The organism is Serratia sp. Ag1 (assembly GCF_000743355.1).
Taxonomy (GTDB): Bacteria; Pseudomonadota; Gammaproteobacteria; order Enterobacterales; family Enterobacteriaceae; genus Chania.
Genome location: NZ_JQEI01000095.1, coordinates 1 through 13479, shown reverse-complemented (window position 1 = coordinate 13479; position 13479 = coordinate 1). Strand labels below are relative to the sequence as shown.

Annotated in this window: 13 protein-coding genes; 6 read left to right on the top strand and 7 right to left on the bottom strand. The window is 41.6% G+C overall.

Going from position 1 to position 13479, the window contains the following annotated elements:
* Positions 1-6: 6 nt before the first annotated feature.
* The 3 genes from IV04_RS24305 to IV04_RS24295 are packed head-to-tail and all read left to right on the top strand — an operon-like array spanning position 7 to position 3187.
* Positions 7-993, top strand: a complete 987-nt coding sequence (locus IV04_RS24305; protein WP_037404180.1) for a glycosyltransferase family 9 protein — start codon at positions 7-9, stop codon at positions 991-993.
* The gene (locus tag IV04_RS24300; RefSeq protein ID WP_037404179.1) at positions 986-1483 is read left to right on the top strand and encodes a molybdopterin-dependent oxidoreductase; all 498 of its coding nucleotides are present in this window, start codon (positions 986-988) and stop codon (positions 1481-1483) included. Before IV04_RS24305 ends, IV04_RS24300 begins: the two co-directional genes overlap by 8 nt.
* Positions 1484-3187, top strand: coding sequence for a hybrid sensor histidine kinase/response regulator (locus tag IV04_RS24295; RefSeq protein WP_037404177.1), 1704 nt, complete (start codon positions 1484-1486; stop codon positions 3185-3187). It abuts the gene before it with no gap.
* An 881-nt stretch (positions 3188-4068) separates the two neighbouring features.
* On the opposite strand, the gene IV04_RS24290 is transcribed toward IV04_RS24295, so the two are convergent.
* The 4 genes from IV04_RS24290 to mobC form a co-directional block, all read right to left on the bottom strand.
* The gene (locus tag IV04_RS24290) at positions 4069-4647 is read right to left on the bottom strand and encodes a RepA family replication protein (protein ID WP_072010976.1); all 579 of its coding nucleotides are present in this window, start codon (positions 4645-4647) and stop codon (positions 4069-4071) included.
* Positions 4648-5058: 411 nt separating this feature from the next.
* Entirely contained in the window at positions 5059-5298 is a 240-nt protein-coding gene (locus IV04_RS24285; RefSeq protein ID WP_001773447.1) for a RepB family protein, read from the bottom strand.
* Positions 5299-5422: 124 nt separating this feature from the next.
* Positions 5423-8434, bottom strand: coding sequence for an LPD7 domain-containing protein (locus IV04_RS24280; protein ID WP_037404230.1), 3012 nt, complete (start codon positions 8432-8434; stop codon positions 5423-5425).
* Entirely contained in the window at positions 8424-8774 is a 351-nt protein-coding gene (mobC, locus tag IV04_RS24275) for a plasmid mobilization relaxosome protein MobC (RefSeq protein WP_001773445.1), read from the bottom strand. Before mobC ends, IV04_RS24280 begins: the two co-directional genes overlap by 11 nt.
* 280 nt (positions 8775-9054) lie before the next feature.
* On the opposite strand from mobC, the gene IV04_RS24270 reads away from it, so the two are divergent.
* The 3 genes from IV04_RS24270 to IV04_RS24260 are packed head-to-tail and all read left to right on the top strand — an operon-like array spanning position 9055 to position 10782.
* Positions 9055-9543 carry a TraK family protein gene (locus tag IV04_RS24270; RefSeq protein ID WP_037404229.1) on the top strand — a complete coding sequence of 163 codons (489 nt, stop codon included), beginning with the start codon at positions 9055-9057 and terminating at the stop codon, positions 9541-9543.
* A gap of 8 nt (positions 9544-9551) precedes the next feature.
* Complete coding sequence (stbB, locus tag IV04_RS24265; RefSeq protein WP_077263869.1) at positions 9552-10253, top strand: StbB family protein; 702 nt, start codon at positions 9552-9554, stop codon at positions 10251-10253.
* Between the two features lie 49 nt (positions 10254-10302).
* Positions 10303-10782 (top strand): hypothetical protein, encoded by a 480-nt coding sequence (locus tag IV04_RS24260; protein WP_037404225.1) that lies wholly within the window; start codon positions 10303-10305, stop codon positions 10780-10782.
* A 546-nt stretch (positions 10783-11328) separates the two neighbouring features.
* Here the strand turns inward: IV04_RS24260 and IV04_RS24255 are convergent.
* From IV04_RS24255 to IV04_RS24245, 3 genes are all read right to left on the bottom strand, one after another.
* Complete coding sequence (locus IV04_RS24255; protein ID WP_037404223.1) at positions 11329-11649, bottom strand: hypothetical protein; 321 nt, start codon at positions 11647-11649, stop codon at positions 11329-11331.
* A 45-nt stretch (positions 11650-11694) separates the two neighbouring features.
* A complete protein-coding gene (locus IV04_RS24250) occupies positions 11695-12360 on the bottom strand; it encodes a division plane positioning ATPase MipZ (RefSeq protein WP_001623616.1) in 666 nt (221 codons plus the stop codon).
* Between the two features lie 113 nt (positions 12361-12473).
* Positions 12474-13238 (bottom strand): tyrosine-type recombinase/integrase, encoded by a 765-nt coding sequence (locus IV04_RS24245; RefSeq protein ID WP_037404221.1) that lies wholly within the window; start codon positions 13236-13238, stop codon positions 12474-12476.
* Between the last annotated feature and the right edge of the window lie 241 nt (positions 13239-13479).

Below are 13479 nucleotides of genomic sequence, written 5' to 3'. Positions count from 1 at the left end.
TTAGCTATGAACAAACAACTTTTAGAGTTTACTGGTAGCCTTTTACTTGACAGTAAGTATATTGTCTCACCGTATGGTATCAGTAAAAAACTACCCAAAGGAGAAATAACCCCTCTAAACTACGAGGTAATACATAACAATTCAATAAGTAATATCACTATAGATTACACTACAGTACAAAATCTTACTATAGTGAATGGGATGGGCGTTACCCTGGGTGACTCAATTATTGGCATATCTGCATTACATAATATAAAGAAAATAAATCCAGGAATAAAAATAAGGGTAATCAGACCGGAGAATTGCCCAGCTTATGTTAATGAGCTATATCACATAGCTAAAAATGTAATAGATGAAATTTATTACATGCCATATGATATTTCTCATTTAAAAGATTCTGATGTAATCATTGATATGGGAAACCAGGTGTATTGGGAAGATTTCAATCGCTTAGAAATGCATGATTTCTTCCTTAAAAGCCTTGGCCTTAACTACAACTATTTTTCACCAGAGGAGAAGAGTAACCGTTGGCTTCAGGATTGCAATGTAGAGGAATTAGACCTTGGCGAATATGTTTTGTATTGCCCTAATGCAAGTACAAAAATAAGAAGCATCCCAGCAAAGTTTCATCACAAAACAATCACCCAGCTTACCCAAGCATACGGGAAAAAAATATTTGGTTTCATTGACATAAATCATGAAAACTACACTAACATTGCAGCAACATCTAAAAATACAGCTGCTTTCATTTCAATAATTAAAAATTCTAAGTACATGTATACCTGCGATTCTTCAGCTTTGCATATTGCCGCAGGTTTTAATGTACCTTCCACTTGTATTTTTACCACAGTAAAACCGGAACTGCGCAGCATTTACTATAAAGACTGCCATTCCATTTATATAGGAAACAATTTAACTGAAGGAATTCATAACAGTGAAGATGAATTCCTCATTAAGCTCATTGAAAAAGAATTTGAGGTTTATTATGCGTAAATTTAAATATTTCCTTCTGGTTGTGGTTTTATCTTTTGCAACCCTGTCAAATGCTAACGCAAAAGTAGGTGATATTTATATTAATGGAAAAATAACCACCACAAATACAAAAAATGGTTACATCCTTACAAGTCAAAATTTTAACGAACTCCCCAAAACAATAATAAGAACAACAACATCATGGACGGCAAAAGATCACCCAGTTAACTTTGAAGGTGTAAAAATAAAAGATATATTACATCTGGTAAATGCCAAAGGAAAAACACTAAGAATGCATGCCCTGAATGACTACTGGGTTGATATTCCTATTTCTGACGTAGAAGATTTCAATATAATCCTTGCAAATAAAATGGATGGAAAACCCTTAGAAGTTAGGAACTTTGGACCATATTTCGTAATTTATCCATTAGACAGCAATCCGACTAAACTCAACTCACCTATTTATTTATCTCGTTTTATCTGGCAAGTAGACAAAATCACGGTGCTATAAATGAATAAAAAATTGATGTTAATCTTTGCAGGAATAGCATTGGCATTAGCCTTTGCTATCTCAACAATTGTAAAATACAACTCATTACTTTCTGACAAATCTTTATATGCAATTACAGGAACACAAGAGAATTACGCATGGGCAACTGCAAAATTCTCGATTCAGTTAGCGGATTTTTATGCTTTAGTTAGAAGCAATGATAAAGATCTTGAGCAAATACGCTTGAAATTAGATATTTTATTCTCACGAGTTTCCGTTATTAAAAATGAAAGTGAATCAACCATTCCTCTCTATAAAGAAAAGGACTATAAAGAAACTATCGACAATATATATAAAAAACTAGAAATTGTTGATCACTATATAAAACAACCGTCCCCAGATATGAGAAAAGTGGTTTCTCTGGTAAATGATATAGAGCCAGACTCTAAGTTATTAGTTAATATTGCAGATCACGCAGAAGTTCGCCAGCGTACAAATGCAAATGTCGATTTCAAAGAAACAAAAAAACAGATACTTATACTTTTATATATAACGGGAATCCTAACAATAACATTAGGTATTTTTATTTGTGTTTTCTTATGGAAGTTAAATAAATTATTGGACTCAGAAAAAAAAGCATTTAATAATAAAAATGCTTTTTTGGGCATTGTTGGTCATGAGTTACGAACGTCCCTACAAGCCATCATCTCCACGATTGATGCCATTTCGCAAAAGTATAATAAAAACCATGACGATCCTCAATTTATAAGATTAGAAAGTGCTGTTACTAAAATTGAAATGCAAATGAAAGACCTATCTGAATTTGCAAGGATAGATAATGGTAATATACAAATAAGTGCAGCACAGTTTAATTTAAAAAAAATTATTGATCTTACCGTTGACGATTGCATTAGTGCATTAAAGAAAGAGAACGTAAAAATCATCACAGATAAAATTCAAGACATTAATATAATAGGTGACTCATCGAGAATAATGCAAATCGTCGAGAACCTTGTTACTAATGCTATTAAATACACACAAAAAGGTAATGTAGATGTTATAGCTGGGTTAGATTCCAAAACAAATCTTGTAATAAAAGTTGAAGATACAGGGCAAGGAATTCCAAAAGATAAGATTAAATCAATATTTAGTCCTTTTGAGAGACTTAAAGGAAACGAAAATGGTGTTCCTGGCTTTGGGATGGGATTGGCAATTGTTAATGGCTTGGTTAAAGCAATGAAAGGCCAAATTATTGTTAAAAGTGAAGTTGGCGAAGGAAGTTCATTTACGGTAAAAATCCCCGTATCTTTAGGCTCCAGCTCACATGAATTGGAAAATATAGATAATTCCATATACGAGCCTCATTTTAACCATCTTAGAATCTTATTAGTTGATGATAATGAAATGTCATGCTCTTCATTAGTCTCTATACTTGAAAGTGCTGATTATAATGTTGAATTCACAAACTCACCTGTTCGTGCATTCGAAAAACTGCAACGAAAACCTTATGATCTTGTTCTTAGTGATCTCCAAATGCCAATAATGACTGGGGATGAGCTATTTCAGAAAATAAAATCTATAGAAAGTCCGAACAAAGAAACGCCTTTCATATTTATTAGTGCTTATGCGAATGAAAGCCCTATACCATCAATAACAATGCTAACTAAACCTGTAAGAATCAGGGATATAAATAAAGCAATAAATAGTGTAATGGAATCAAAATAATTACTTACTACCAGCCCTGATTGTGACCGAGTATATCAGGGCTATAACGTCCTATAACATCAAAAAATTTGTATTAGTTAAAATTCTAGCTAATTTTTATAAGTCATTGTTTTTTAGCATTTCATGTTTCCCCTCGATGCTGCTGCAGGACGCTGGCCAGCTGCTGCCGGCGACACGACCGGAGCTGGACTTGTTCAACCTTACTGAAGGATGTGCTACGTAAAAATTCTATGCCCGTAGGGCATGGAAGCCGCCAGAAATGGCACAGGTAAACGCTGAAGGTGAGGGGCGGCGATGCCCGCCCGTCAGGGCGGTTACAGTTTCCCGTTCTGCGCCATACTCCCCCCCTCCCTGCAAAGCCTATTGCGGCCTTTCAGACGATGATACAGCTGCACAGCGTCCGTAAGCCCGGCTGAGCACGCAGGAAGACGCCGGAGCGGCTTTCTGCGGGTGATTTGTCCGGGTGTTGGGGGTTCTGGTCGTTTACGGCCAGAAATCCCTACAGGCGCGTTTCTATGAACTGTTCTATGCCCCGCGCTTTAGCGTGGGGAGCTACTTTTGAGGCGCTTGCGCCGATGCTTTTTGGTTATCCACTTTTTAAAGGGGATAACAGTAATGTATTCTTTTTTTGGTTTATCTTTTAATACGTAAGTAATTAAAAGATAAACCAAAAGAGTAATTGCGCCCTATCGTTTGCACTTCATTATCACTTACCCACAAGCTATACAGCAGTTATAGAAGGGCTACGCCGGAACCGCCGAAAAATCCGCCATTCCGGCAGGGGGAATGGTTTGGATTTCGGAAATTATTGTACGTTAAGGCTATTTTTTGTATTGCGGACGTGCAGAATCCCCGCCAGCTAAGGCGGTAGTTACTGGAGATCAGGCAAAGGTTGGGGAGTAGTATTCCTGTTTGCGCTGGCGAGCTGCGTCACGCTTTGCTTTCATCCTGGCAAGCCCAGCAGCTGCTTTGCGAGTCCAGCCCTCGACCTTAATAGCGATCAGGCGGACATCGCCGGAGGATATGATCTCATTCGGATCAGCCTTAAGTAACCTGGCTCGTTCCCGGTAAACCTGTTTTAACGGAACGCCGAGAATGGCAAAGAAATCCTCTGTTACCTCAATGTTCTTACAGGAACAACGGGAGTCATAAGGATTGAAAGGTGCTTTTTCCGAAATAATTGCATTAAGCCAGGAGAGGCGATCACATCCCCGGCTGGCGCGGGAAATTGACTTATGCCCTAAATCACTGCGCGTTACCAACCCAGCACGTTCTGCCAGCGTTTCAAGATTATTGCGCGTTTCCCACGACCTCAAGTCGAGGTCATCAAAGATGGCCAGCATCAGCTCGCACAGAGTTTCAATGCCGTACTTGTTTGCTTCGTTGACCCAATACTTGTTGTGCCGAATGCGACGCCGAAGTTCGTTTTTGATTTTGATACGCCCGGCTTCGGTTGCCACCGACTTAATCCACCGATTGAGGAACCGGCGGCGCTTGCGCGAAGAAACGTTATAGCAAGGTGACTGCTTTGGGACGCCTGTAGGCTTTACGATCGGAGATTGTTCAGACACCGCCGCCCGCACTTATGGCGAACAGGGGTTGCTTTGAGGAATACATTGGTTATAATCCTTCTTAGGTTTCGTACCTAGCCCTGACTATCATGTCCGCTCGCCAAAGTAGAGCATGATTGTCGGGGCTTTGTTTTTTGGGCTTTCCAACCCATTTCTTTGCTACCTTTCGGCGTAGCGACCAAAATCATTTCCTGAGAGTTAAATAACTGCTAAATGATTTCTTCTCATGAATACCGCGTAAGCTATCACGCTGAAGAGGCACAGATCAAGATCAGTTTCCCCATAACGCGATCACTTGGATCATTTTACGTCGTTAAACCCGCAATTCCTTCTGGCTTCTGTTATTAGCTCTTCAAGCACTGCGGTTTGAGTCATGTTGTAAAGCTCTGATAAAAAAACCAAATCTGCCTTTACATCATTACGAATAGATGTTTTCAACTCAGTATGCGTATGCTTTCTTCGCTGTTTTAGTTCTCTTTGTTTTTGAGCATTGCTTTTGGGTGTACGGTCACATTTCGTTAACATAACGCCATCAGTCATGTACCCCCCCCTACTTCTTTATCATTAATGCAATCGCGAACCATTATACATAGAGATATAACATACAATGCTGGAAACAGTTAGGCCGATTCCGAGCGACCTAACTGTAATTCTAGCCATAACGTCAGGCAACTCCAGGGCCATCATAATCTTCATGATTCTGATAGTTCACGCTGTCATTTTGATCGCGTTCTCGTCCAACTGGTGAACCTTCCCAAGTCCGGCGCTGGCCTGATTTTTCCACAGTGGAACCATCTTTAAGAGTCTCAGTCCATTTAACAGGCACTACCCCCTTGTCTTCAAGCTTGATCTTCTCGCCAACATTGAATTGCTGTACGGCATCTTCAAGCCCAACGCCCCACAAAGTACGCTCACTACCATCAGCGTGACGTAGAGTAACGTAGTAACTATCATTACGCTCTCCTTCTGGTTTAGCCATATCGGGTTTAAATTTATATGGCGCGGCACCATGTTCGACTAATTCACCTTCATAGATGGATTCTGAGGATTTTTCAGGCTGCGAAGTTTGAGCTGGCTGTGTGGCCGTCTCTGATTCCAATTCCTGCGAAAGTTCATTACGCATTGCTGAAGCTAAATGCTCCGGGTCATGATCGTTGATTAAAGTTGCAATCCGGGTGGCAGCTTCTTCGCTTGGTGACATAGCAAAACGGAAAACCTCCCCTTCCTCTTTAGACGCGACTAACACTTCATACTGGTTTGTTTCAGCATCATGCTTAACACCAGCTGTACCAGGAAGCGAATCCTGCAATATGCTTACATTGACGGAAGATACTGCTTCCGGGCTGATATCCTTTATCTCACGTACCGCGTTAATCGTAGGCTCTGGCATTTCAACACTATTGCCGCTTCGCTCAATTGCTAGTTCTTCCTTCCTTTCAGCCAGACGTTTGTTCATAGCTTTATCGGTAAAATGAATATCCAGATTGTTTTTTGCGACAGCCTCTATCACCTGCTCTTTAAACTGCTTACTACCATTAATAGTTAGCGTGCTACCAAATTTTTCTTTTGCTAATTCAAGAGCAACCACTACAGCTGAGGCAGTCATACCACTTTTGCGTAAAGCAATAGCCCGGCCTGTATCGACAAACATCGTCCGGTCAGTCTTCTTATCGAGATAGTGAATATTCTGGCTAAGTTTAGCTCGTTTGGTATACAGATCATTAGCCGTGATTGTTCTCTGCCGCTCACGAGCGCGTTGCTCTGCAACATGCTCATTAACGTTCTTGATAATGCGAGCGAAACGAGCTTTTGCGTTTTGCGGTTCAGCTGCGGCTTCACCCTTAGTGATAGAATTATCGGGAATACGTTTTCCTTTGACTAATTTACGAATATCTTCACTACCCATAGTATCATTCTCCAACTCGAAATATTCATTGGGATGTTTGAGCGCATGATGTGCTTTCATGCGTTCAAACGTTAATACTGAGATGATTTGTTTTTTCTCAGTTCTCGTTAACCTTTCATCAGTCGCAATAAATCGACGTGTATTATAAAACTTTTTATCAATTTCGCGTATTTCACGGCGTAACGCTGGTTGTATTGAATTCTCCTCCATTTTTCTTAAAAAATAAGCAGCAACAAAAGAAGCATTTTTATCTTTTTTAGGCATAACTCTACGAATAGGACTCACTCTATTTGTAGAGTCTTTTACATTCGATTTACCAAAAAGCCTTACAGCTCTTTTTTGAATGTCTTCAACACTTGCTATTTTTTTGGGATTAAGGGCATGAGGAGGTAAATTGATCGACTCAGCGTCTAATCCTCCGAAACCTCCTCGTAGTCGGTATCCGCGTCGTTGGGCGAAACTGGTGAGGCTTGGGATGCCATGAACGCGGGCATGCTTGTCGAAGTCGTATTCGCCAGTGTTTCGTCTTCCTCTTCTTCCTGATAGATCATGTCGCAATCGAGAATCTCTTCCTGAGTTTTGTTGTCCCATGTGAATGTGTGCATCGCCCGGCAGTAGCACCGAACGCTCGGCTTCTCGATAGTCCCTGTCAGTTGCCACATCGCCGCCGGACAAACTTTGCAAGCCATCGGGAGATTTGGTAAATCCGATTCGTCCAGCTTCATCAGCACTTCGCTGATTACTTCTTTGCCATTTGGCAGGGTGTAACTCATATCGCCCCCTATTTTTTTCATAAAATTCATTTTGTCTTTGTGCCAACATCGTTATCTTTTGTTCAGCATTAGCATCCTTATAAAGCTGCCTGAATTTTGGTGTAGCTTTACTAACATACTTAATTTCTTTTGCACGCTGAGGCCATTCTGCAAACCGCGCACTGATAACAGCTTTATCCAATGGTGGTTTTTTTATTTCACGATTAACGATAAAATCATCATGAAATATTGTCTCTTTGAGATTCGTAAACTTTTTATCTTCTGGGAGCTTAACAGCTATGTACTCATTAGCTTTCCCTTTATTCCTAATCTTGGTTTCGCCAAAAGTGGATACATGAGCATAAAATCCCTCGCGAGTAGTAATATCTTTTTCAATAACATCTGCGACTAACTGCTTTTTAAAATCTTGGTTTTTAGTTCTGAAGTCATCGCCTTTATAACGAGACAAAACATCAGCAACATTGGTAGGGTCTACTCGAACATGTTCGCGAGGTGAAGCAAGGTTATACTTCTGATTAATGTATTCCTGGAAAGCTTCAAAGTATTTTACATTCGAGTCAAACATTCCTCGGGGATTCATTTCTTTACCCGTCAGTAAATTTTTTCGCGGAACAAAAATGTGAATGTGAGGTTTTCTTTCAATCTTTTCACCAGTTTTTTTATCAATAGTTTCTTTTATTTTTGGGAGATGTGCCTCCGCATAGAAATTATACTCATCTTCTTCATATGCGTACATTAAAAACTGTTTAAATTCCTTCGTGATTTCAAGCAATGTTTCATTTGGGATTTCATCCTCACGAAATGATAAAGTAAAGGTAGCATAACGCTCTTGTCCCTTATCAGGGATTTGTTGATAGACCATTTGTGTTAATCCCAAATCACCATCAAGAATAACCCTTTCATCTAATTCATCACGGCTTAACTCCCTGCCGTTTTTTCGCCCCTCTTCCAAATACTCTTTACCACCATTATTATAGCCACTGACTCTAATCAACATCAGACACCCCCGTCATTAATAAATGTCGGATATCAACAAGAGAGTTATTAATGGATTTATAAAGTCGCTCAGATACTTTCCCTTCGAGGTGAGCGGCATTAACTTGATGCGCTAATTGATTTAGATTATTACTCGCCTTATTAAACAAGAAAGTAAGGCGTTCGAGATCTTTAGATGGAGCTGCTTTTAATGTAATATTAACGTTGGCGTTTAGAAAAACTTCACGAAAAAACTCAGACTTTTTCATATTTGAAGAGGCCAGCTTTTCTTCAAATTGTACGAAGTCTTCCTGGGATAACCTAAAGGCGACGACCTTATCCTTGTTTTTCTTTTCTGCCATATGACGCCTCCAGTAAGGACAACAACAACATGAACAAGTACCGCCGAGCGCAGCGGGGTTTCAAAGGGGCACCCCCTTTGGCACGACGATTTTACGAACTGCGAAGCAGTTTGTAAACATCGGTCACGTGCCTCTATCTTTTAACCACTGTAGCCGATATTTCACTAAATTGCACTATTTTGCATAAAAACAATTGACGATTGCACTGCGTTGCACTAAATTGCATAAACACGGTGATATTTTCACTGTTTTGCACTAAGTTGCACTGGAGGTGTGAAAAATGATAGAGTTCAGCCAATCTAACAATGAGGCTTTGATCATGTCAGACTGGCGAAACAACCCTAGAACGGGGAAAAGCACATTCATGCCGCTGCTGAATGATATCGATGCGCGGTTAAAGCTGGGCGAAACACTCAAGCAAATATACGAGTCTTTCAAAGACAGTAAGGCGCTTGAAATGAGTTACCCTCAATTCACACGGTATGTAAAAAAATATTGTAATGGAGGCCAGAATGTCCCAACTCCGAAACCTAAAGAAAAATTAAAAGTCAATACACAGGTAAACGCTTCAGAGGATACACCAGATGAAAACCCCCATCAGATTACAGATGATCTACTGAGTCAGTATATGGAGGTTTGTTATCGTCAGGAAAGGATAGCCAAAAGAGCTATCGAAAAAGGTGTACCTCTTGAGCAAATTAAAGAATGGAACGCGCCTAATAAGGTTAGATTAGGCACCCTAATTACAAATTATGAAGTTAAAAACTAAGGATATTTATGTACCTGAAAATTGCAGTTCTCAACAATAGCGGTAATGTTGGTAAATCTACTATCTGCCAGACTGTTCTTAAACCTCGACTTCCAGAGTCTGAGATCATCAGAGTAGAGACCATCAATAGTGATGGCACAAATGATGAGAGATTATCAGCGAAAGATTATGATGAAATAATTAAACGTATCGATGATGTAGATTGCACAATCATTGACGTAGGCTCATCTAACATTGAGCAATTTATGGTTCAGATGCAAGAATACCAAGGAAGTCATGATTTGATTGATTACTTCATTGTTCCTGTTACCGTTCAAGACAAACAGCAAAGGGATTCTATTGCAACAATAAACAATCTATTAGATATGGGTGTAGACGAGGATAGAATTAAAGTAATTTACAACTTCGCTGATAAAGACACATCTATTGAAAAACAATACTCCATATTTTTATCAGATAAGACCAGCAAAAAAATAGCGGGGAAAAATCCTGCTGTTGTTTATAACAGCAATATATTTAATCTTTTAACAAAATCTGGATTAAAATATGATGATGTATATAGCGACGATCGCGATTTCCGTAGCTTAATCCGAGCCGCTGCGTCGAAGGAAGAAAGACAGGAACTCTCTAATCTGCGAGCAGTCAAAATGTTGATGAATGGATTCAATTCAGATCTTGATATCGCATTTGATAATTTAAAACTGGCATAAACAAATAAGGGTAAGTATAGCTTACCCTTAATAATTTCAGGTGAATAAAATGGCTAAATCATTGTCTGAAGAATTAAAAGACCTGAAAATTCAGGCATTACTTGAAGACTATGTGAACCTTGAAGAAAAAATCAAGGAAATTCCTGATATTTTGAGTGAACATCTTCAGGAAGTTAGAAAAGCAATTAAAGATATGCCTGGTGAACTGGAAGTTGGCATCGAAAAACTCGCTACTGCGGTAGAAGAAGCTGAATCGAGCTATAAATACATCGCTGAAAAACATAGGGCTGTATTAAATAATCAACTTGACGAAGCCAAGCTTGAATTAAGACAGCATATTAGCGCGGCAATATCTGATAATATCAATGATGTAAATAGCAAATTAAACCAGTTATCTAATAAGGTAGAAAACATAAAAGGGAACAGTACATTTATCAGTCAAAAGAGCTTAATCGCAATGATCCTCATGTCTGGGATTACATTTCTTTCCCTAATTGTCTGCATAGTGCAGATAATGACTCGAATTTAAGTTTCCTTAGCTTAAGTAGAAACGCGTCTGTAGGGATTTCTGGCCGTAAACGACCAGAACCCCCAACACCCGGACAAATCACCCGCAGAAAGCCGCTCTGGCGTCTTCCTGCGTGCTCAGCCGGGCTTACGGACGCTATGCAGCTGTATCACCGTCTGAAAGGCCGCAATGGGCTTTGCAGGGAGGGGGAGTATGGCGCAGAACGGGAAACTGTAACCGCCCTTACGGGCGGGCATCGCCGCCCCTCACCTTCAGCGTTCACCAGTGCCATTTCTGGCGGCTTCCATGCCCTACGGGCATAAAAAAGGCTGCTCACGCAGCCCCTCGGATATTTCGTTTTACTGCATTGTAAATGCAATACAAAATAAATGGGTTATTTAATATCCACGGATATAGGTATTGTTGCTCATATTTCTTTACGGCGATCATATATTCATTCAAAAACCCATGCCTTGATGACTTTGAGCAAAGATACTTGTGCGCCCAATGAGCAATGATATTACGTGCCATCTTCTCTCCATAAATAGTGTATAACATTATACACTATTATTTTTTAACCGGTTTACGTCCGGTCTTAGGTCGGTTAAACTCGGCTTCCCGGATAAGATCAGACCGTTGTTCCTCTCCCAGCATTTCCAGCGCCCTTAATCCTGCCCTGAGCACACTGACACGCATCGCATGATTCTCCTCACTGTACTGGTCAAACTTTGCAATATCCTCTTCCAGTAACGGAAAATTGACGCGGGTGATCACGCTGCCCGATGTCGGACGGTGACTGGTTTCACTAACCAACTCACGCAACGTTTTGTGTTCATCGATATTCCTCAGCGCCGGACTGACCTTCAGCTTTGTAGTTCGTTTACTCATAATTTCCTCATATTGGTGTATAACGATACACACCAATAAATTTAGTTAAGCGGCCAGCAATTCAAGCTCTCTCAGTAACATCTCAATTTCCCCCCGCGCCTGGTTCCCTTTGCGGTCATTGAACTCATGTACAGATAACCCTTCATTGTAGGAACGATAATAGGATTTACGTTGATAAAGACGCTGCCGGGCAACGGGAATCCAGTTCTCCTGATCGGCCTCGATATCTTTACGGAAACTAGAAGCATCAATATCTGACGGATGAGTATCGCACTTGTTCATAACCAGTACCGCTTTCAGACCTTTGTTGACCGATGCCTGATACTGGAACACATCGGCAACCATCAGGCCGAGCGTGTTGATTTCAATCTGAGCTGAAGGGTTAACCAGAGAGATAAACAGATCAGCCACCGCAAGGCATTTACTGAACTCCGGCGATCTACGCCCTGGTGCATCGAGCAGTACAATGTCATATTTTTTATCAAGCTTCCGAGCCATCGCCGGGATATCATGGTAACACTCGTAGTAATCCACATCCGGTTGTATTCCTTGCGCCCTGCGGTCTTCAAGCCAGTCTTTTACACTATGCTGATCATCACACTCCAGTGCAGCAACGCGCTTACCACTGCGAAGAATCAGGCACATCAGTATATGGATGTAGATAGTGGATTTTCCTACACCGCCCTTATGGCTTCCAACGAGAATGATCATAGACACCTCATTAATGTATAACGTTACACACCGTTAAAGCGTGTGTGAATTCTGCTGAACATCTGCATACAGTTATACTGCATAATCTCCTCAGATGTAAATAGTGTATAACGTTACACACCAATATTTTTCGCATTATAAAGCAGGGCTGCGGCTTCTTCCCTGTCCATGCCGAAACGGACAGCATAGCGCCCGGCAACATCGGCCTCCAGTGCCAGCACATCAAGGTACACCTGCGTGCTTTTAAAACTCCGGTGGCCGAGCAGTTTCTTCAGTGTCAGCGGCTCGATACCGCAGTAAAGCAGGTGCATCGCGTAGCTGTGCCGGAACGTGTGCGGAGTGACGGGGACAGAAAACCGTATTCCCTCACTTTCACAGCGCGTGACCGCGTCACTCAGCCAGTTACGGATCGTGTCGTCCGTGACCTGCCAGACGCGCTTAGTCCTGAATTTACAGAACGTGTCCAGGTGATCGCGAAGCCGCAGCGTAAAACCTTCATCAAACAGTGGCACATCGCGGTAACTGTCCTTCGGTGGCCGTCCGGGTTTACCCTGTTGCTTGAGGGTCATGAGCGACACGAACGGGCGCGACGGCCAGCGCTCCCCGGTGTGAATATTGTCCGGGGTGACGGCCAGCGCTTCACTCAGTCGAGCGCCGGTATTCCACAACACATCAAAGAACATTCGTTTACGCAGATCGCTAAAGCCCTGGGCGAGCAGAACGGTGATTTCCGGCTCCAGCAGGTACTTTGGTTTGTCGGCCTGACGGTTCGCCAGCTGGCGAACGGCAAGCGCCAGCGCAAAATCAATCCGGGGGGTGGCGATGCGGCTGATCGCGCTGTGTGAAATCTGGCTCAGTTCGGCGGGATGAGTGCTCAATTTTTTAATCTCCGCGCTCAGGCGTTACGTTATCGTTTTAACGTAATGATAGGGGAGAGGGCGAGGCACGTCGCGGAGAAAAACCCGGCTTAAAGGTGATCGGTCATTCGGGGAAACTTCCTTACAGGGAATAAAAGCCGATTGCCCGGACAAGGGCAGGGCGGGAACAACCACCCCTGGTTAATCGGCTCCCTGACCTGTCCGGGCTGCGCCATTGTAGCACTGTGTAGTGGATCAGTAA

What these genes read in the sequence shown, in the direction of transcription:
- IV04_RS24300 (WP_037404179.1), top strand. Translation starts at nt 986, where the DNA reads ATGCGTAAATTTAAATATTTCCTTCTGGTTGTGGTTTTATCTTTTGCA.
- IV04_RS24285 (WP_001773447.1), bottom strand. Translation starts at nt 5,298, where the DNA reads ATGACTGATGGCGTTATGTTAACGAAATGTGACCGTACACCCAAAAGC.
- IV04_RS24305 (WP_037404180.1), top strand. Translation starts at nt 7, where the DNA reads ATGAACAAACAACTTTTAGAGTTTACTGGTAGCCTTTTACTTGACAGT.
- IV04_RS24260 (WP_037404225.1), top strand. Translation starts at nt 10,303, where the DNA reads ATGGCTAAATCATTGTCTGAAGAATTAAAAGACCTGAAAATTCAGGCA.
- IV04_RS24270 (WP_037404229.1), top strand. Translation starts at nt 9,055, where the DNA reads ATGATAGAGTTCAGCCAATCTAACAATGAGGCTTTGATCATGTCAGAC.
- mobC (WP_001773445.1), bottom strand. Translation starts at nt 8,774, where the DNA reads ATGGCAGAAAAGAAAAACAAGGATAAGGTCGTCGCCTTTAGGTTATCC.
- stbB (WP_077263869.1), top strand. Translation starts at nt 9,552, where the DNA reads ATGTACCTGAAAATTGCAGTTCTCAACAATAGCGGTAATGTTGGTAAA.
- IV04_RS24295 (WP_037404177.1), top strand. Translation starts at nt 1,484, where the DNA reads ATGAATAAAAAATTGATGTTAATCTTTGCAGGAATAGCATTGGCATTA.
- IV04_RS24255 (WP_037404223.1), bottom strand. Translation starts at nt 11,649, where the DNA reads ATGAGTAAACGAACTACAAAGCTGAAGGTCAGTCCGGCGCTGAGGAAT.
- IV04_RS24250 (WP_001623616.1), bottom strand. Translation starts at nt 12,360, where the DNA reads ATGATCATTCTCGTTGGAAGCCATAAGGGCGGTGTAGGAAAATCCACT.
- IV04_RS24280 (WP_037404230.1), bottom strand. Translation starts at nt 8,434, where the DNA reads ATGTTGATTAGAGTCAGTGGCTATAATAATGGTGGTAAAGAGTATTTG.